Origin of the sequence: Streptomyces sp. NPDC059832, from assembly GCF_042731715.1 — a bacterium.
Classification (GTDB): domain Bacteria; phylum Actinomycetota; class Actinomycetes; order Streptomycetales; family Streptomycetaceae; genus Streptomyces.
The window spans coordinates 1-17,591 of sequence record NZ_JBHWIY010000014.1 but is presented as its reverse complement, the minus strand read 5'-3'; the positions used below and the strand labels follow the sequence as shown (position 1 = coordinate 17,591).

Sequence of the window (17,591 nt, the reverse complement as noted above, 5' to 3'; positions counted from 1 at the left end):
ACGGGGGCGGTACGGAAGTGATCCCGTACCGCCCCCGTCATGTCCACGGCCCTCGGCTCAGAGCCGGGTGATGTCCAGCTCGCCCTCCGCGTACTGCTTGCGGATCACCTTCTTGTCGAACTTGCCGACGCTGGTCTTCGGCACGGCCGGAATGATCGTCCAGCGTTCCGGCAGCTGCCACTTGGCGATGCCGGAGGTGGCGAGGAAGTCCTTCAGCGCCTCGTAGTCGGCGCTCGCGCCTTCCTTGAGGACCACGGTCGCCAGCGGGCGCTCGCCCCACTTCTCGTCCGGGACGGCGACGACCGCCGCCTCGGCCACATCGGGGTGCGCCATCAACACGTTCTCCAGTTCGACGCTGGAGATCCACTCGCCGCCGGACTTGATGACGTCCTTGGCCCGGTCGGTGAGCGTGAGGAAGCCGTCCTCGCTGATCACGCCGACGTCGCCGGTCTTCAGCCAGCCGTCCTCGCTGAACTTGTCCTCGGGGCGCAGGGCCTCGCCGTCCGCGCCCCCGTAGTAGGCCCCGGCGATCCAGGGGCCGCGCACCTCCAGCTCACCGGCCGACTCGTTGTCCCACGGCAGGTGCTCGCCGCCGGGGCCGACCAGCCGCGCCTCGACACCGGCCGGGAAGCGGCCCTGGGTGACGCGGTAGGGCCATTCCTCCTCCTCGGTCAGTCCGGCGGGCGGGTTGGCCATGGTGCCGAGCGGCGAGGTCTCCGTCATGCCCCAGGCGTGGCAGAGGCGGACGCCGAGCTTGTCGTACGCCGTCATGAGGGAGGGCGGACAGGCGGCGCCGCCGATGGTGACGCGGGCCATGGAGCTGAGGTCGCGCGGGTTGGCGGTGACCTCGGCGAGCAGTCCCTGCCAGATGGTGGGGACGGCGGCGGCGTGGGTCGGCTTCTCGCGCTCGATCATCTCGGCGAGCGGGGCGGGCTGCAGGAACCGGTCCGGCATGAGCATGTTGACGCCGGACATGAACGTCGAGTGCGGCAGCCCCCAGGCGTTCACATGGAACTGGGGGACGACCACCAGCGTGGTGTCCTTGTCGGTCAGTCCCATCGACTCGGACATGTTGACCTGCATGGAGTGCAGGTAGATGGAGCGGTGGGAGTAGACGACGCCCTTGGGGTCGCCGGTGGTGCCGGAGGTGTAGCACATGGCGGCGGCCTGGCGTTCGTCCAGCTCGGGCCAGTCGAAGTGGGTCGGGCGGCCGGCGATCAGCTCCTCGTACTCGTGCACCCGGGGCGCCGCCCCGTCGAGGAGCGAGCGGTCGCCCGGCCCCGTGACGATCACGTGCTCGACCGATGTCAGGTGGGGGAGGAGCGGTGCGAGCAGCGGCAGCAGGGAGCCGTTGACGATGACGACCTTGTCGTCGGCGTGCCCGACGATCCAGACCAGCTGCTCGGCCGGGAGCCGGAGGTTGAGCGTGTGCAGCACCGCGCCCATCGAGGGAATCGCGAGATACGCCTCGACATGCTCGGCGTTGTTCCACAGGAGGGTGCTCACCCGCTGGTCGGCGTCGATGCCGAGTTCGTCGCGCAACGCGTTCGCGAGCTGCGTCGCCCGCCGGCCGATCTCGGCGAAGCTGCGCCGCTGCGGCTCGGGTTCGCCGGTCCAGGTCGTGACCTGCGACTTCCCGTGAATGGTCATCCCGTGGTTCAGGATGCGGGTGACAGTCAGCGGTACGTCCTGCATGGTGCTCAGCACGGCGTCCTCCCGGTGGGCGCTACGCGGCAGTAGGGTTGCGCTGATTCTGCTCACATACCGTTCGGTATGTCACTAGCCCCGGGAGTACGAATCGGTCTCGTTCGGCAAAATCAGGCCCGGTCGGCGCGACGCCGTCACCCGGGGTCACCACACCGGAGTGAGCTCCGGGTCCTCCCTCAGCTTGCCGAGCGCCCGCGACACCGCGCTCTTCACGGTGCCGACGGAAACCCCGAGCACCTCGGCCGTCTGGGCCTCGCTCAGGTCCTCGTAGTAGCGCAGGACCACCATCGCCCGCTGCCGGTCCGGCAGCTTCAGCACGGCACGCCACATCGCGTCGTGCAACGACTGCTGCTCGGCCGGGTCGGGCCCCTGGACGGCCTCCTGCTCGGGCAGCTCGTCGCAGGCGAACTCGTCGACCTTGCGCTTGCGCCACTGCGAGGTCCGGGTGTTCAGCAGGGCCCGGCGGACATAGCCGTCGAGCGCCCGGTGGTCCTCGATCCGCTCCCAGGCGACGTACGTCTTGGTGAGCGCGGTCTGCAGCAGGTCCTCGGCATCGCTCGGGTTGGCGGTGAGCGAGCGCGCGGCGCGCAGCAGCACGGGCCCTCTCGCCCGGACGAAGGAGGAGAACGACGGATACGGGGCGTACGGGGTCCGCGAGGCGTACGGGGCGCGTGCGGTGCGCGGTGTGTGCGACAGATGCGTGCTCTGCGGTCCGTGCTGGCCGTGTGAGCCGTGCCCCGTGGTGTGCAGGGTGTGCGGCACGTGTCCTGGGTGCGGCGTGTGTCCGGTGGTGGCGGCTCCCCCGGAGCTGCCCGTGCAGACTGGCGTGGTCATGGCTCCACGCTAGAAGCGGGCGCAGCTCCGGGGATCGGCCCCAGGTCCCGAAACCGCGTCCGCCTCAGGGTGTAGGGGTGGGGGCTGCTCCACCTCCTGTAGGTGGAGTCGTCGTCCTGGGGGCTCAGGGGCGCCCCCTGACGTCCTGCCCGGCCGCGGACGCCGGCCCGGAGCGTGTCCGCTCAGCCGTCCGTGCCAAGGATCAGGCCCGAGGTGGGTACGCCGGTACCCGCCGTGACCAGGGTCCGGGCCGCCCCCGGCACCTGGTTCACCGACGAGCCCCGGATCTGCCGGACCGCCTCCGCGATGCCATTCATCCCGTGCAGATAGGCCTCCCCCAGCTGACCCCCATGCGTGTTCAGGGGCAGCGCGTCCGCCGCGACGAAGCCGGCCCCCTCGCCCGGCGCGCAGAAGCCGAACTCCTCCAGCTGCATCAGGACGAACGGGGTGAAGTGGTCGTAGAGGATCCCCACGTCGATGTCGGAGGGGGAGAGGCCTGAGCTGCGCCAGAGCTGCCGGGCGACCACTCCCATCTCCGGCAGGCCGGTCAGGTCGTCGCGGTAGAAGCTCGTCATCTGCTCCTGCGCCCGCCCGGCGCCCTGCGCGGCGGCCACGATCACCGCGGGCGGCTGCGGCAGGTCCCGGGCCCGCTCGGCACTCGTGACGACGATCGCCTGCCCGCCGTCGGTCTCCTGGCAGCAGTCGAGCAGCCGCAGGGGTTCGACGATCCACCGCGACGCCGCGTGGTCGGCCAGGGTGATCGGCTTCCCGTAGAAGTACGCGGCGGGGTTCCGGGCGGCATGGCGCCGGTCGGTGACCGCGACATGGCCGAAGACGTCCGGCGTCAGCCCGTAGGTGTGCAGATAGCGCTGGGCGGCCATGGCGACCCAGGAGGCCGGGGTGAGCAGCCCGAAGGGCAGGTTCCAGCCGAGCGCCGTGCCTTCCGCGGTGGGCTCCCGCTGCTGCACGCCGGAGCCGAATCTGCGCCCGGAGCGCTCGTTGAACGCGCGGTAGCAGACCACGACGTCGGCCACCCCGCTGGCCACCGCCAGGGCCGCCTGCTGGACGGTGGCGCAGGCCGCCCCGCCGCCGTAGTGGACGCGGGAGAAGAACGACAGCTCACCGATGCCGGCCGCCTGGGCGACGGTGATCTCGGGGCTGGTGTCCATGGTGAAGGTGACCAGGCCGTCCACGTCGGCGGGGGTCAGCCCGGCGTCGTCGAGGGCGGCCCGCACCGCCTCGACGGCCAGTTTCAGCTCGCTGCGCCCGGAGTCCTTGGAGAACTCGGTCGCGCCGATCCCCACGACCGCCGCCCTGCCGCCGAGCGAATCGGCCCTGCGCACACTCATGACGCCCCCTGCAGAACGCCGACGGTCACGGTGCCGGTGACATGCCGGCCGAGACCGTTGGACCCGACGACGGCCACCTCGGCCGTCCCGTCGGGCGCGACGGCGGTGACCGTGCCGCTCAGGACCATGGTGTCCCCGGGGTAGTTGGGCGCGCCCAGCCTGATGGCGACCTTGCGGAGAACGGCCGACGGGCCGAGTCGGTCGGTGACGTACCTGCCGACCAGGCCGTTGGTCGTCAGGATGTTCATGAAGATGTCCGGGGAACCCTTCTCCCGGGCGAGCTCCGCGTCATGGTGCACGTCCTGGTAGTCGCGGGAGGCTATCGCGCCCGCCACGATCAGGGTGCGGGTCACCGCGATCTCCAGCGGCGCGAGCTCATCACCGGCCTTCACTCCATGCCCTCCTTCACCAGCGACTCACCGAGTTCCTGAAGCACTTCGCTGCCGCATCCCAGGTAGGCGTCGAGCTGCCGCCCCCAGAGGAAGTGGCGGTGCACGGGGTGGTCGAGGTCCGCGCCCGTGCCACCGTGCAGATGCTGTCCGGCGTGCACCACCCGCTTTCCCGCCTCGGACGCCCACCAGGCCGCGGTCAGCGCCTGGGGCCCGTACGGCAGCCCCGCGTCATACCGCCAGGCCGCCTCGTACGCGGTGACCCGGATCGCCTCGGTGTCCATATGGGCGTCGGCGGCGCGCAGCAGCACCCCCTGCTTGGTGGAGAGCGGGCGCCCGAACTGCTCCCGGGTGTTCGTGTGGGCGACGGCGCGGACCAGCGAGCCGGCGCACACCCCGGCCTGCAGTCCGGCGAACGCCGTCCGGCCCGCGGCCAGTACCGCCGCGTACGCCCCGGCGCCGCCGAGCCGCTCCCCGGACGCCCCGTCCAGGACCAGCCGTGCCGCCGACCACGGCGCCGTGGTCTCCACCGGCTCGGCCAGCACACCGGCGTCCCCGGTCCGGACGATCCACAGCCGCCGCTCCCGGTCCGGGACGAGGACGAGGTCCGCGTCCCGCAGCCACGGCACGTACGGCACACTGCCGCTCAGCCGCCCGCCGTCGTCCGCCCGTATCCCACCGCGTGCCGGGAAGGCCCCGGTGGCGACGGCCGTGCCGTCCCGCAGCGGCGGCAGCAACCGCTCCCGCTGCTCGTCGCTGCCGTGTCCGGCGACGGCCAGCAGCCCGTACACACAGCTCGCCGCGAACGGCACTTGCGCCGTCGTGCGCCCCTGTTCCTCCAGCAGGAGCACCAGGCCGAGCAGACCGGTCTCCTCGACCGCCGCGGTCAGTCCGGCCGCGCAGAGCTCCTTCCACAGCCCGGCGTCCGTCCCCGTGCCGGCCGCGGCCAGCCGTTCGGGCGTCGACAGATCGCCGAAGATCCGCGCCGCGAGCCCCTGGGCCGCGGCCTGCTCCTCGGTGGGTGCGAAATCCATGTCAGCCCTCGCCTCCCCGGAAGACCGGAAGCTCCAACTCGGGGTCCGTGCGCAGGAATTCCAGCCGGACCGGCATTCCCGTCCGCACCTTGTCGTAGGGCACGCCGATGACATTGGCGACCATCCGCACCCCTTCCGCCAGCTCGATCAGCGCCACCGCGTACGGCCCGCCCGCCCCGTCGGCGCCGAAGGCGGGGAAGGGCGGGTGGTGCATCACCACCTGGCTGAAGACGGTGCCCTCACCGCTCGCCTCGACCGTGTCCCACTCCTGGCCGCCGCACGCGTTGCAACCGGGCAGCCAGGGAAAACGCAGCGTGCCGCAGTCGCCGCAGCGCTGGATCAGCAGCCGGTGCTCGGCGACGCCCTGCCAGAACCCGGCGTTGTCCCGGTTGATCACCGGCCTCGGGCGCAGGCTCCGCCCACCGCCGCGCGGCGCCCGCTTCGGTGCTGCCGGGGTGTACTTGAGGATCCGGAAGCGGTGCGTCCCGGCGGGTTCCCCGTCCGCCCGGACATCCATGCGCGTGGTGACGAAGTAGCCCGTCCCCAGTTTGGTGGTCTTCCGCTCCGAGACCGATTCGACGACCGCGTCGAACGTGATCCGGTCCCCGGGCCGCAGCGGGCGCAGATACTCCTGCTCGCAGTCGGTCGCGACCACCGAGGTGTATCCCGCGCCGTCGAGCAGGCCGAAGAGTTCCTCGTACGCCGCGGAGCGGTCGGTGTGGCCCGACAGACCGCCCATCGTCCATGCCTGCAGCATCGTCGGCGGAGCGACCGCCTCCGGTCCCGAGTACGCCGGGTTCGTGTCCCCCATCGCCTCGCACCAGTGCCTGATCATCGGTTCGTTGACCGGGTCCTTGCCGGTGCCCGCGGTCGCGGCCGCCCGCCCCTCGAACTCCTTGAGCCGCCCGTACAACTCGTCGGGCTCCTCGGACACCTGCCGTCCCTCGGACATCTGCCGCCCTTCGGAAGCCTGCCGTCCCTCGGACATCTGCCGCCCCTCCCGCACGACCGTCACCGCCTGCCCCTCTTCATGCCGAGCCGCATCGTCGCGACCATCTCCCGCTGCACCTCGCTCACCCCGCCCCCGAAGGTGTTGATCTGCGCCGCCCGGTTCATCCGCTCCAGCTCCCCGTTCCCGAAGGAGCCGGCCGAACCGCCCCGCACCGTGCCCGCCTCCCCCGTGATCTCCTGGCACATCCGGTACACCTCGACGGCGCTCTCGGTCCCCGCGAACTTCACGCCGCTCGCCTCGCCCGGGGCCGGCGAACCCGCCCCGACATCGCCCACCAGACGCCAGTTGAGCAGGCGCGTCGCCGCCAGCCGGGCGTACGCCTCGGCCAGCCGGCCGCGCACCCACGGCTCGTCGGCCGGGCGCCCGCCCGTCACGGGGTCGGGGGTACGGGCGTGGGCGAGAGCCGCCTCGTAGAAGTCCTCGGCCTGCATCCCGATCGCCGCGAGAGCCACCCGCTCGTGGTTCAGCTGATTGGTGATCAGTCCCCATCCGCCGTTCTCCGGACCCACCAGATTGGTGACGGGCACCCGGATCCCGTCGTAGTAGGTGGACGTCGTGGTGAGCCCGCCCACGGTCTCGATCGGTGTCCAGGCGAAGCCGGGGGCATCGGTCGGGACGAGGATGATCGAGATGCCCTGGTGCTTGGGCGCGTCCGGATCCGTGCGGCAGGCGAGCCAGATCCAGTCCGCGTTCTGGGCGTTGCTGGTGAAGATCTTCTGCCCGTCGATCACCCAGTGGCCGCCGCCCTCGCCGCTCCCGGCGCTCCCGGGACCGTCCGGGCCGGAGGCGACGTCCGGAGGGCCGGAGGCACCGACGCGGTCCCGCACCGCTCTGGTGCGCATCGAGGCGAGGTCCGTACCGGCCTCGGGCTCGCTGTAGCCGATGGCGAAGACGAGCTCGCCACTGAGGATCCTGGGCAGGAAGTACGCCTTCTGCTCGTCGGTCCCGTACTTCATCAGCGTCGGGCCGACGGTGTTGAGGGTGACCATCGAGACGGGTGCCCCCGCCCGGTACGCCTCGTCGAAGAAGATGAACTGCTCGTCGGCGCCTCGCCCCTGGCCGCCGTACTCGACGGGCCAGCCGAGTCCGAGCATCCCGTCGGCGCCGATCCTGCGCAGCACCCGCCGCTGCCCGGCCGGGTCCCCGTCCCCCGGGGCCGTCCCCACGTCCCTCCCGGGCATCACCTCGCGGAAGTACGTGCGGAGTTCGGCGCGCAGCTGTCGCTGACGTTCCGTCTGGGCGAGGTGCACGGCGGCTGCCTCCCGGACACGGGCGTACGGATCAGGGTTTCTGACTGTCCGTCAGATCCAGGGCGGCTGTCAAGGTCGCCGACACCTCCGCCACGGTCCGCACACCACATCGCCCGCAACGCGAAACGGTCCGCGCGGGGGTGTTGAAGCACCCTCGCGCGGACCGCTGTTCCACCGACCCTGACCCGACCCCCCGACCGGCCCATGACCGGCCACGGCTCACCAGAGCTTGGTGAAGTTCAACACGACGTTGTCGTTGTCCTGGTCGATCGCGGTGTACTCCGAGCCGTTCACCAGAGCGGAGTTGCTCTGGTTCGACGCTCCGGAGCCGACGGCCTGCTGCTGGGACGTGGACGAGTTGCCGGAGTTGTAGCCGTCGACGCCACTGCCCACGACCGTCGCAACGGCCGCGTTCGACCCGTCGTTCGCGTACGAGCCGCTGTCGGCCTGGGCCACACCACCGAAGAGCGCGACGGCGAGGGGCAGGGCGGCAACAGCGGCGAGGGCACGAGCGGTACGGATGCTTGCCATGTCAATTCCTCCAGGAACCGGAAGTACGGCTTGTTCCGGGACAGCCGGCCGACCGCCCCGGTGCTGGTCACGACGTCGCGAGACCAGAGCTTCCCACCAGACACCCGACAAACCTCCCATACGACCCGATTCCCCCGCAGGCGTGAGGAAGCACTCGATAAACCTTTTGCGCGCCCCAAACGCCCCGGTTCACACCCCGTACGCGCCCCATCCGGGCACCGGCCCACCACCCGATCCCTTACACCCCAAGGGAAGAAGCATTCCGGCGCCCGGCTCACCGACGCCACACCCCCTTCCCTTTTTCGAACACCTGAACGAAAATAGAACCATGGCCATCACTGCCCGGCAGACCGCCACCCTGGCCCTGACCCACGCGCTCTCCGCCGCCGAGCGCGGGCTCCCCGTCATCCCGCTGACCGCCCGCAAGCTCCCCGCCCTGCCCTCTCCGCACCGGAGCGACGACCGCCGGTCCACCTGCCGGGGCGCGTGCGGCCTCCCTGGGCACGGTGTCCACGACGCCACCACGGACCCGGCCGCCGTACGGGCCCTCTTCGCCGCCGCCCCCTGGGCCACCGGCTACGGCATCGCCTGCGGCCGGCCCCCGCACCACCTCATCGGCATCGATCTCGACGTCGACACCACCGGCAGCAGCGACTCCGCCGCATCGCTCCGACGGCTGGCCCTGCACCACCTGTTCACGATCCCGCCGACCGTCCTGGTCCTCACCCCCAGCGGCGGGCGGCACATCTGGCTGACCGGCCCGCCCGGCGTTCCCGTGCCGAACTCCGCGAGCCGCCTCGCCCCCGGCATCGACATCCGGGGCGCCGGTGGCTACCTGGTGGGACCCGGATCGGTCACCCCGCGCGGCCGCTACCAACTCGCCCCGGGCACCGCCGGCCTGCCTCCGGCACCCTGCCCCCTCGCGCTCCTGCGCCTGCTCATGCCTCCCGCGCGGCGCCGGCCCGGCGCCGCCGACGTCCCCGACCGGGGCCGGGGACTGGTCCGCTTCGTCCTCGCGGCACGCGAGGGCCAGCGCAATACACGGCTCTTCTGGGCGGCCTGCCGCGCCTACGAACACGGCTACGGCGACGCCCTGGCGGACGCCCTCACCCACGCCGCCGTCCGCACCGGCCTCACCGAACGCGAGGCCCGCGCCACGATCGCGTCGGCGGCCCGGCTCACCACGGCCGCGCCGGACGCGGCTCCCGGAGGCCGTCCGCCGGACGGCCCTAATCCGCGGTGCTGAGTTCCCAGAACCGGAAAACGGTCGACGTGTCCAGACAGTTCTGCAGACCCCGGACGTTCTCGTTGGCGACCGCGTACTGCTTCCCCTGCCAGAGCGGCAGGAGCGGCACCTGATGCGCCACGATGTCCTGCAGCTTGATGAACGGCGTCCGGGTGTTCGAGCGGTCGGTCATGGACGAGGTCTGCGGGATGATCCGTTTGGTTATGTCACTGTTCTCGTAATTGTTCGACAGGACATTCCCGTCGCCGAAGAACGGCTGGGTGAAGTTGTCGGGGTCGGGATAGTCCGGCACCCAGCCCTTCACATAGATGCCGTACTTGCCGTCCGCGATGCCCTTCTCGTACTGGTCGAACGGGACCGACCTCATACTGGCGTCGAACAGACCGCTCTTGTTCAACTGATCGGCGATGGTCTGGAGTTCGTCGTCGGTCGCGGGCCCATAACGGCTCGGGGTGGACCAAAGGGTGAGTCTCACCTTGTCGGTGATACCGGAATCCCTCAGGACTTCCTTCGCCTTCTGCGGCTGCGGACTGTCGCCGTAGGTGTTGAAGAAGGAGTTGCCGTGCCCGGTGATGCCGACCGGGACGATCGAGTAGAGCGGTGTCGCCGTGGACTGGTAGACCTTGCTGACCAGGGCGTAACGGTCGACGAGATAGGCGATGGCCTTGCGCACGGCAAGCTTGCCGACCACCGGGTCGGCGACGTTGAAGACCATGTGCTGGACTTCCGCGCTGCTTCCCTGGACCACGTCGATGCCGTCCTTCTCCGCGGTGGGCGAGGTGTCCAGGGCGGCTATCGTCTTGGCGGTGAGACCGCGGTACGCGATATCGACATCGCCCTTCTCCAGAGCGGTCTTGAGCGCCTGCTGGTCGCCCTGGAAGAGCTTCATCGTCACGCCGGAGTTCTTCACCTCGGCGGTTCCGTGATAGCCGGAATAGACCGAGAAGTCGGCCTTCGACTTGTCTATGGAGTCCAGCTTGTAGGGACCGGAACCAACCGTTTTACCGCCCTTGAGCAGACTGTCCTTGGGATATATCCGGCGGTCCACGATGGAGCCGGCACCCGATGCGATCTTGCTGGGGAACGTCGCGTCGGGCACCTTGAGCCGGAATACGACGGTCTTGTCGTCCGGCGTGCTGATCGACGAGATGGTGGAGAGCAGCGGTGCCGGGCCCGCCGGGTCGTTGATCTTGATCGCCCGGTCGAAGGAGTACTTGACGTCCGCCGAGGTGAGGCTGTGGCCGTTGCTGAACTTCAGCCCGTCGCGCAGGGTGCAGGTGTAGGTCTTGCTGCCGTCCGAGAAACCGCACTCGTCGGCGGCCTCCGGCACCGGGATGGAACCCCCGGGCGGGAAACTCAGCAGCGACTGGAAGACGTTGTTGAACAGCAGCCAGGACCCCGGGTCGTACCCCGCGGCCGGATCCGTCGCCAGGATGCCGTCGGACATGCCGACGACCATGTTGTCCTTGCTCTCGAACGGCCAGATCTGATCCTCGGAGCCGCAACCCGCCAACAGCACCGCCGCCAGTCCCCCGGAGATCAAGGTGGCCGACCGCCTCGTACGAACCTTCACAGAACGTGCCTCATACTCTCGGCCGGGAACGTGGGGGTCCCCGGACAACCGGATCAGGTCAGAACTACTGCGAACGTCGCGGCCGTCCAGCACTGTCAGCCCGGCCGTGCGCGGTGGTGCGGACCGACAGCCTGACTGGACATGGTGTTCCCCAGGGTTCTTCGTAGTGACTGACTGCCAAATGGCAGCTGATGAACGATGGAGCACAAATCATGATCGGTCTCGTGGTGCTTTGACAATCTAGTAGTACGGCGCGCTACGTGGTGCCACATCAAGCGACAAACATCGTCACCGGCGGCCGGTGCCGTCGGCGTGAATGGCTGGTATCGAACTATGCCGACCGACCGGCCGAACCGACCGTCACGCCTGCATCCCTGGTCAGCGAACGGGCCCCGGATAAACGGGACTTGAGTCACACCCGCACGGGGCCCGCGATCTCCCTCAGTCCGTCCGGAACAGTGCGTACCGCAGCGGCATCCGCGCCCAGCCAACGCATAGCAAACGCACCGGCAACGCACAGAACGACGGCCCCCGACCGGGCTTCCGGTCGGGGGCCGTTCATCTGCGGTGGGTGTGGGATTTGAACCCACGGTGACTCGCGCCACGACGGTTTTCAAGACCGTTCCCTTAGGCCGCTCGGGCAACCCACCTCTGCTCCGCCCACCTGTGACGGAGCGCCTACAGCGTACCGGCTGATTGATTCCGCCGGGCAATCCCGGTCGCTCGCCCGCTCCGCCGCAACTCGGGTCCGTGGCCGTTCGCGTGGGTGATACGTGCCTCAGCGGGCTCCGGCGGCCGTCGGATCACCGCTCCGGCGGCGTCGGCCGGCCCGGTCAGTTGTCGCCGCTGCGCTCCCCCAGGGTGACCTGGGCCGTTGCCGTCCGGCCGTCGCGCTTGTAGGTGAGCGTGACCTGGTCGCCGGGCTTGTGGGTCCAGATCTCGCCGATCAGGGTCGGGCCGCTGTCGATCACGGTGTCGTTGAACTTCGTGATGACATCGCCCGCCCTGAGGCCGGCCCGGTCGGCGGGTCCGTCCTTCGACACGGCCGCCGTACCGCCCGCGCCCTGGTCGGAGATGACCGCGCCGCCGGTCTTCTCGTTCATGGTGACCGTGGCGCCGATCACCGGGTAGACCGGCTTGCCGGTCTTGATCAGCTGCTGGGCGACGTTCGTCGCCTGGTTGATCGGGATCGCGAAGCCGAGGCCGATGGAGCCCGCCTGGGTCTGGCCGACGCTGCTGCCGGTCGACTGGATGGCCGAGTTGATGCCGATGACCGCACCGCGCGCATCGAGCAACGGGCCGCCGGAGTTGCCCGGGTTGATCGAGGCGTCGGTCTGCAGGGCGCTCATGTACGAGTTGCTGCCGCCGGAACCGTCACCGGAGGCGACCGGGCGGTTCTTCGCGCTGATGATGCCCGTGGTGACCGTGTTGGACAGGCCGAACGGGGCGCCGATGGCGATCGTGGAATCGCCGACCGCGACCCGGTCCGAATTGCCGAGGGCCAGCGGGGTGAGCCCCGACGGCGGGTTCTTCAGCTTCAGGACGGCGACGTCGTAGCCCTGTGCCCGGCCGACGACCTCGGCGCCGTACTTCTTGCCGTCGGAGAACGTCGCCGTGAGCTGGCCGCTGTCCGCCGCGGAGGCCACCACGTGGTTGTTCGTGAGGATGTGGCCCTCCTTGTCGTACACGAAGCCGGTGCCCGTACCGCCCTCGCCGTCACCGCCCTGTGCGTCGATGGTGACCACGCTGGGCAGCGCCTTGGCCGCCACGCCCGCGACCGTACCGGGATCGCGCTTGAGGTCCTGCGGGTTGGCCGACGCCGAGACGGTGGTCGAGCCGGAGGTGTCGTTGCGGTCGGCCGCCCAGTAGCCGAGGGCACCGCCGATGCCGCCGGCGATCAGCGCCGCGGCCGCCACCGCCGCCACCAGGGCGCCCATGCCCCGCTTGCGCGGGCCTTCGGGGGCGTACGGCTGGGGCGGGGCGCCCCATACCGGACCGCCGCCGTCCGCACCGTGGGAGGCGTACGCCGGCACGGCGGGCGGGGGCGGCCAGTTGGCTTCGGCGGCCGACTGGGGCGCATGGGGAGTGTGCGGCGCATGAGGCTCGTGGGGAGGCGTCGCCGGGGCGGAAGCCATGGGCGTGGTGGCCGCGGTGGCCGGTTCCCCCGTCGGGGCGGGGGTGGACGCGGGCGGGCTCCCGGGCGACTCCTGAGGAGCGTCGGCCGGCACGGGAGGTACGGACGGAACGGGCGGAACGGCCTCGGCCGCGGTGCCCTCGTTGCCCTCGTTCTCTGTGCTCACAGCTCTTTACTCCTCGGTTCCACATCAATTTCGGCAAGAGATCCGCTGTGTACGTGTCCGGTAACAGCTTTTCCCAAGGCACGTCAGGCCACTGTAAGCAGGACCTGTGCATCCGCACACCAATCTTTACATCGGGCAAAACGATCCCCCGGTGCAGACGCACCGCAGACGCACCGCAGTCACGGCGCAGTCACGGCGCAATCGCGGCGCAGAGGTGCACACATCCGCCGCGCAACGTGCGCACAGCGGTCGCCTCCCGGTGACACGATGACGCGGTGACCCACGCACGGCAGCAATCCACGCACCACCCCATCCAGGTCATCGCTCACCGGGGCGCGTCCGACGACGCCCCCGAGCACACGCTGGCCGCGTACCGGAAGGCGATCGAGGACGGCGCCGACGCCCTGGAGTGCGACGTACGGCTCACCGCCGACGGCCACCTGGTGTGCGTGCACGACCGCCGGGTGAACCGCACCTCCAACGGCCGCGGCGCCGTCTCCGCCCTGGAGCTCTCCGAGCTCGCCGCCCTCGACTTCGGCTCCTGGAAGGACCGCGAGGAGTCGGAGTCCCCGGACTGGGATCCGGTGCCGGGGGAGCTCACCTCCGTACTCACCCTGGAACGACTGCTCGAACTCGTCGTCGAGACCCGGGCCGCCGGGCGTCCGCTCCAGCTGGCCGTCGAGACCAAGCACCCCACCCGCTGGGCGGGCCAGGTCGAGGAGCGGCTGCTGCATCTGCTGAAGCAGTTCGGGCTCGACGCCCCGCCGGCCGACGGCCCGTCGCCGGTACGCATCATGAGCTTCTCGGCGCGTTCCCTGCACCGCGTCCAGGCCGCGGCCCCCGCCCTGCCCACCGTGTACCTGATGCAGTTCGTCTCACCACGACTGCGCGACGGGCGGCTGCCGGCCGGGGCGCGGATCGCGGGGCCGGGGATGCGGATCGTACGCAACCACCCCGCGTACATCGAACGGCTGCACCGCGCGGGGCACCGTGTGCACGTCTGGACGGTGAACGAACCGGAGGACGTCGAACTCTGCGTCGACCTGGGCGTCGAGGCAATCATCACGAACCGCCCGAAACAGGTTCTGTCACAACTGGGACGCTCTTAACATCAGTTACACGGAGTACACCGGCGCATTCGAACCGTACTCGATCGTTACGAGTGCGTCACTGGCAGTCCATTGGCCGGTTTCCGGTCCAGTCCAGGAGGGCATCCACTCCGTGGCGTGGGGCAAAGGAGGTCTCGGGGGTGGCGTTGGTGGTGGCACAGGAAGTGCCCACGTCGTCGAGCATGGCCGTACCCCATGGCCCTGCGGGCGTGGGCCAGGCGCGGCACCGGATGCGCGAGCAGTTGCGCAGCCACGGGGTGTCGGACTCGGTCGTCGACGATGCTGTATTGATTCTTTCCGAACTGCTCAGCAATGCCTGCCGGCACGGCAGGCCGCTGGGCCGGCACACGGATGTGGGTGACGGCGACGTCCGCGCGGCATGGCGCGTCGACAGAACGGGCGGGCTGACCGTCGAAGTGACGGACGGCGGCGGTCCGACCCGCCCCGTTCCGGCCACACCGTCGGTGACTGCGCGTGGCGGCCGGGGGCTCAACATCATCAGCGCGCTCGCCGACGAGTGGGGCGTACGCGACAGCTCGTCCGGTGAAGTGACCGTCTGGGTCCTCGTCAACGAGGGACATGGACAGGTGTCCGGGGTGCCCGGCAGACCGGGCAGACCGGGTGCACCGGCCGTTTCCGTGCCGGGCGTGTCAGGGAAGGCCGTGCCGGGGACGGGTGTGCCGGGAGCGGGCATGTCGGGAGCGGGCGTGTCGCTCGACGGGCTGGGCTTCGCGGACGCCTTCGACGACGTGGGCTGACCTTCCCACAGGGACACCGGCCGTGCGCGACGGCCGCCGTGACGGCCGAGGTGTCGTCGAGGCATCAGGGCGCGTCCGCGCGGAAAGACGCGTTCCACGGTCCGGTGCCGCCGGACGCGTGGGCGCATGTGTCCCGCGCACGACAGGGGCGGCTAGGCTCGCGGCCCAGACCGCACTGTCGCAATCGGGAGAAAGCCCACCATGGCCAAGAAGCGCCCTCAGACCAAGGCCGGGAAGCAGCAACTCAAGGATGGCGAGATCCCGGTGGTCGGGGCTCGCGAGCCCTGCCCGTGCGGTTCGGGCCGCCGCTACAAGGCGTGTCACGGCCGCGCCGCCGCCCAGGCCGTGACCGAGCTCGTCCACCGCCCCTTCGAGAGTCTGGCCGGCGAGTGCGACTGGGTCGCGCTGCGCGAACTGGTGCCTGCCGCCACGGTCGCGCTGACGCTGAAGGACGGGCTGCCCGAGGGCGTGCCCTCGGTGACGCTCGCGACCGTCCTGCCCATGGCCTGGCCTGCGCTTCGCCGCGACGACGGTTCGGTGCTGCTCGCCCTGCAGAACGACACCCCGTCGGGTGACCTGAGCCGTGACCTCGCGGACACGCTGCTGCGGGCGCTGGACGCCGAGCCGGGTTCGCCCGTGGCGGCGCAGCGCGTGCCCGCCGACGGTCCGCGGCTGCAGGACGTGCTCGACCCCGCCGCGGCGTTCGAGCCCGTCGTCCACTCCGGCTTCGAGTTCTGGGTTCCGGACGCGGAGAACGCCACGCCCGAGGTGTCGGCCTCGCTGGAGCGCGCGAACGAGGCGGCGATCCCGACGACGCGGCTCGCCGGCGTGGACGCCGCCTACTGGTGCGAGACCCCGGAGAAGAACCACCTCCGCTGGGTCATGCCGCACGCCGAGGAGCGGCTGCTCGACGCGCTCGCCCGACTGCACGCCGCCGGCACCTCCTCGCTGGGCGAGGGGACCAGGCTGGTCGGCTCCTTCCGGGCACACGGGCTGATGGTCCCGGTCTGGGACCTGCCGAGCGCGATGGGGGCCGAGGAGTGCGAGAAGCCCGCGGCCGAGTTCGCCGAACGGCTGACCGCGGCGCTCGACTCGGACGCGCCGCTCAGTGCCGAGGAGCGGCGGGCCCGCGGCGGGCTCACCAACCGCCAGGTGACGCTCAGCTGACAGTGACGGCCCCCGGGGTCCACCGGACCTTTCGGGTGACTCGCGTCACAACTCGCCGTACTCACAGGTAAATCCCTGTCCGAATACGCGAGATCGAATTTGCGAACGGCAGATCTCTTGTTACCGTTCTAGAAGCCCGGTCGCTGGTGCATCCCCCGTCGCCAGCGATCGGGCATTCTCATTTCCGGGTACGGCGCACAGCGCGCAACGCGGCGCACGAGCCCGCGCACAAGCCCCCTCGCCCGCACGCTCCTCGTTCATCGAGCACCGCGGCCCACGACCGCCCCGCCGCACCGGCGCCTTCACGGACACACCGACCCGGCCCGGCGGAACAGGAGAGGCGGAGGACCGACGGAGCCGTGACCGCGACAGGAGCCCGGGGCCCTGGGCGCCGGTGTGCCACGCGGGGACCGATCGGTCTCGGACAGATGCGGACCGCCGGATGCGGGCTGTCGGATACGGACCGCCGGATGCCAGGCTATCTCCACGAATAGCCCGCTCCGAACTCACTCGAATAGATATTCGATAAATCTGTCCGGGCGTTCCGGAATGACCATCAGAAAGCCTTCTGCCGCCGGACTTTGCAGCGGCAGACTTTGCATTGTGAGACAGGGACCGGGATCACATCCGTGATCGCATCCGGGGCCGCATCCGCCATCCGGATAACGATCGCCGGACAACGACCACCCGGATAGCCATCGCCCGGATAATCGCGTGGCCTCACCTGTCGGCTTCGCATGAGTTTCTGACGGTCCGCCGGATATTCCGACGGAATACGGGTCCGGTGCGGCTCACCCCACTGCCCCGGTGGCGGGCACGATGCGCGCCCGCCACCGCCCCGTCAGTACGCGAGCCGGCTGCCGCCGTCCGGTGCGCCACTGCTCGCCTCGACCAGTGCGTCCAGCACCGCACCCACGTCCGGCAGCCACGGCGCGGCGGGCGCCGGAACCGGATCCCTTCCGTGCGGACGCGGCCGGGGCTCCGGGGAAGGAGCGCGCTCCCAGCGCACCTGCCCCGCCCCCACCTCGGACGGCGGAAGGACCAGATAGCCGCCCTCGCCATGGAAACGCAGCGAACTGGGCACCCAGTCCTGGGCGTGCAGCAGCTCGCCGAGCCGTTCGAGGTCGTACGGGGCGACCAGCAGCGACCACCGGGTCGGCGTCGCCACCACGGGTCCGAGCCGCACGCCCATCCGGTCCAGCTCGGTCAGCGCCAGGGCGGCGGCCACCGCAGGCAGGCTCAGCGCGCACGGGGCGCGCCCGCCGGTGGCCAGAACGATCGGAGCGGTGGGCCGGTTGGTCCACCACCAGCGCACCAGACGCTCGTCGGTGG

General features: G+C 70.6%; 15 protein-coding genes and 1 tRNA gene. 4 read left to right on the top strand and 12 right to left on the bottom strand.

Annotated features, from left to right (window positions below):
- Positions 1-57 precede the first annotated feature (57 nt).
- The 8 genes from ACFV8T_RS24415 to ACFV8T_RS24380 form a co-directional block, all read right to left on the bottom strand.
- Positions 58-1,707: a long-chain fatty acid--CoA ligase gene (locus ACFV8T_RS24415; RefSeq protein ID WP_385331060.1), complete on the bottom strand. Its 1,650-nt coding sequence runs from the start codon at positions 1,705-1,707 to the stop codon at positions 58-60.
- A gap of 144 nt (positions 1,708-1,851) precedes the next feature.
- Positions 1,852-2,541: a SigE family RNA polymerase sigma factor gene (locus tag ACFV8T_RS24410; RefSeq protein WP_385331057.1), complete on the bottom strand. Its 690-nt coding sequence runs from the start codon at positions 2,539-2,541 to the stop codon at positions 1,852-1,854.
- 182 nt (positions 2,542-2,723) lie between these two features.
- Positions 2,724-3,890 (bottom strand): lipid-transfer protein, encoded by a 1,167-nt coding sequence (locus ACFV8T_RS24405; protein ID WP_385331054.1) that lies wholly within the window; start codon positions 3,888-3,890, stop codon positions 2,724-2,726.
- Entirely contained in the window at positions 3,887-4,282 is a 396-nt protein-coding gene (locus ACFV8T_RS24400; protein ID WP_385331051.1) for a MaoC family dehydratase, read from the bottom strand. The genes ACFV8T_RS24405 and ACFV8T_RS24400 overlap by 4 nt, the downstream gene beginning before the upstream one ends.
- Positions 4,279-5,313, bottom strand: a complete 1,035-nt coding sequence (locus ACFV8T_RS24395; RefSeq protein ID WP_385331048.1) for an acyl-CoA dehydrogenase family protein — start codon at positions 5,311-5,313, stop codon at positions 4,279-4,281. Before ACFV8T_RS24395 ends, ACFV8T_RS24400 begins: the two co-directional genes overlap by 4 nt.
- A gap of 1 nt (position 5,314) precedes the next feature.
- Positions 5,315-6,265, bottom strand: coding sequence for a bifunctional MaoC family dehydratase N-terminal/OB-fold nucleic acid binding domain-containing protein (locus tag ACFV8T_RS24390; protein ID WP_385331045.1), 951 nt, complete (start codon positions 6,263-6,265; stop codon positions 5,315-5,317).
- Between the two features lie 59 nt (positions 6,266-6,324).
- Positions 6,325-7,575, bottom strand: a complete 1,251-nt coding sequence (locus ACFV8T_RS24385) for an acyl-CoA dehydrogenase family protein (RefSeq protein ID WP_385331043.1) — start codon at positions 7,573-7,575, stop codon at positions 6,325-6,327.
- A gap of 219 nt (positions 7,576-7,794) precedes the next feature.
- Entirely contained in the window at positions 7,795-8,106 is a 312-nt protein-coding gene (locus ACFV8T_RS24380) for a hypothetical protein (protein ID WP_385331041.1), read from the bottom strand.
- A gap of 328 nt (positions 8,107-8,434) precedes the next feature.
- Between ACFV8T_RS24380 and ACFV8T_RS24375 the strand changes: the two genes are divergently transcribed.
- The gene (locus tag ACFV8T_RS24375; RefSeq protein WP_385331039.1) at positions 8,435-9,352 is read left to right on the top strand and encodes a bifunctional DNA primase/polymerase; all 918 of its coding nucleotides are present in this window, start codon (positions 8,435-8,437) and stop codon (positions 9,350-9,352) included.
- Here ACFV8T_RS24375 and ACFV8T_RS24370 read toward each other — a convergent pair.
- The 3 genes from ACFV8T_RS24370 to ACFV8T_RS24360 form a co-directional block, all read right to left on the bottom strand.
- Positions 9,336-10,925, bottom strand: a complete 1,590-nt coding sequence (locus tag ACFV8T_RS24370; protein ID WP_385331036.1) for an ABC transporter substrate-binding protein — start codon at positions 10,923-10,925, stop codon at positions 9,336-9,338. The two genes, ACFV8T_RS24375 and ACFV8T_RS24370, sit on opposite strands and share 17 nt — an antisense overlap.
- Before the next feature lie 565 nt (positions 10,926-11,490).
- Positions 11,491-11,575 (bottom strand) — tRNA-Ser (locus tag ACFV8T_RS24365).
- 183 nt (positions 11,576-11,758) lie between these two features.
- On the bottom strand, positions 11,759-13,225 hold the full coding sequence (locus ACFV8T_RS24360) for a trypsin-like peptidase domain-containing protein (RefSeq protein WP_385331033.1): 1,467 nt from the start codon (positions 13,223-13,225) through the stop codon (positions 11,759-11,761).
- A 275-nt stretch (positions 13,226-13,500) separates the two neighbouring features.
- On the opposite strand from ACFV8T_RS24360, the gene ACFV8T_RS24355 reads away from it, so the two are divergent.
- From ACFV8T_RS24355 to ACFV8T_RS24345, 3 genes are all read left to right on the top strand, one after another.
- Positions 13,501-14,334 carry a glycerophosphodiester phosphodiesterase gene (locus ACFV8T_RS24355; RefSeq protein ID WP_385331031.1) on the top strand — a complete coding sequence of 278 codons (834 nt, stop codon included), beginning with the start codon at positions 13,501-13,503 and terminating at the stop codon, positions 14,332-14,334.
- 53 nt (positions 14,335-14,387) lie between these two features.
- The gene (locus ACFV8T_RS24350; RefSeq protein ID WP_385331028.1) at positions 14,388-15,092 is read left to right on the top strand and encodes an ATP-binding protein; all 705 of its coding nucleotides are present in this window, start codon (positions 14,388-14,390) and stop codon (positions 15,090-15,092) included.
- Between the two features lie 201 nt (positions 15,093-15,293).
- Positions 15,294-16,259 carry a DUF5926 family protein gene (locus tag ACFV8T_RS24345; protein ID WP_385331026.1) on the top strand — a complete coding sequence of 322 codons (966 nt, stop codon included), beginning with the start codon at positions 15,294-15,296 and terminating at the stop codon, positions 16,257-16,259.
- An 841-nt stretch (positions 16,260-17,100) separates the two neighbouring features.
- Here ACFV8T_RS24345 and ACFV8T_RS24340 read toward each other — a convergent pair.
- The coding region (locus ACFV8T_RS24340; RefSeq protein WP_385331023.1) for a bifunctional DNA primase/polymerase at positions 17,101-17,591 on the bottom strand (491 nt) is incomplete at its 5' end.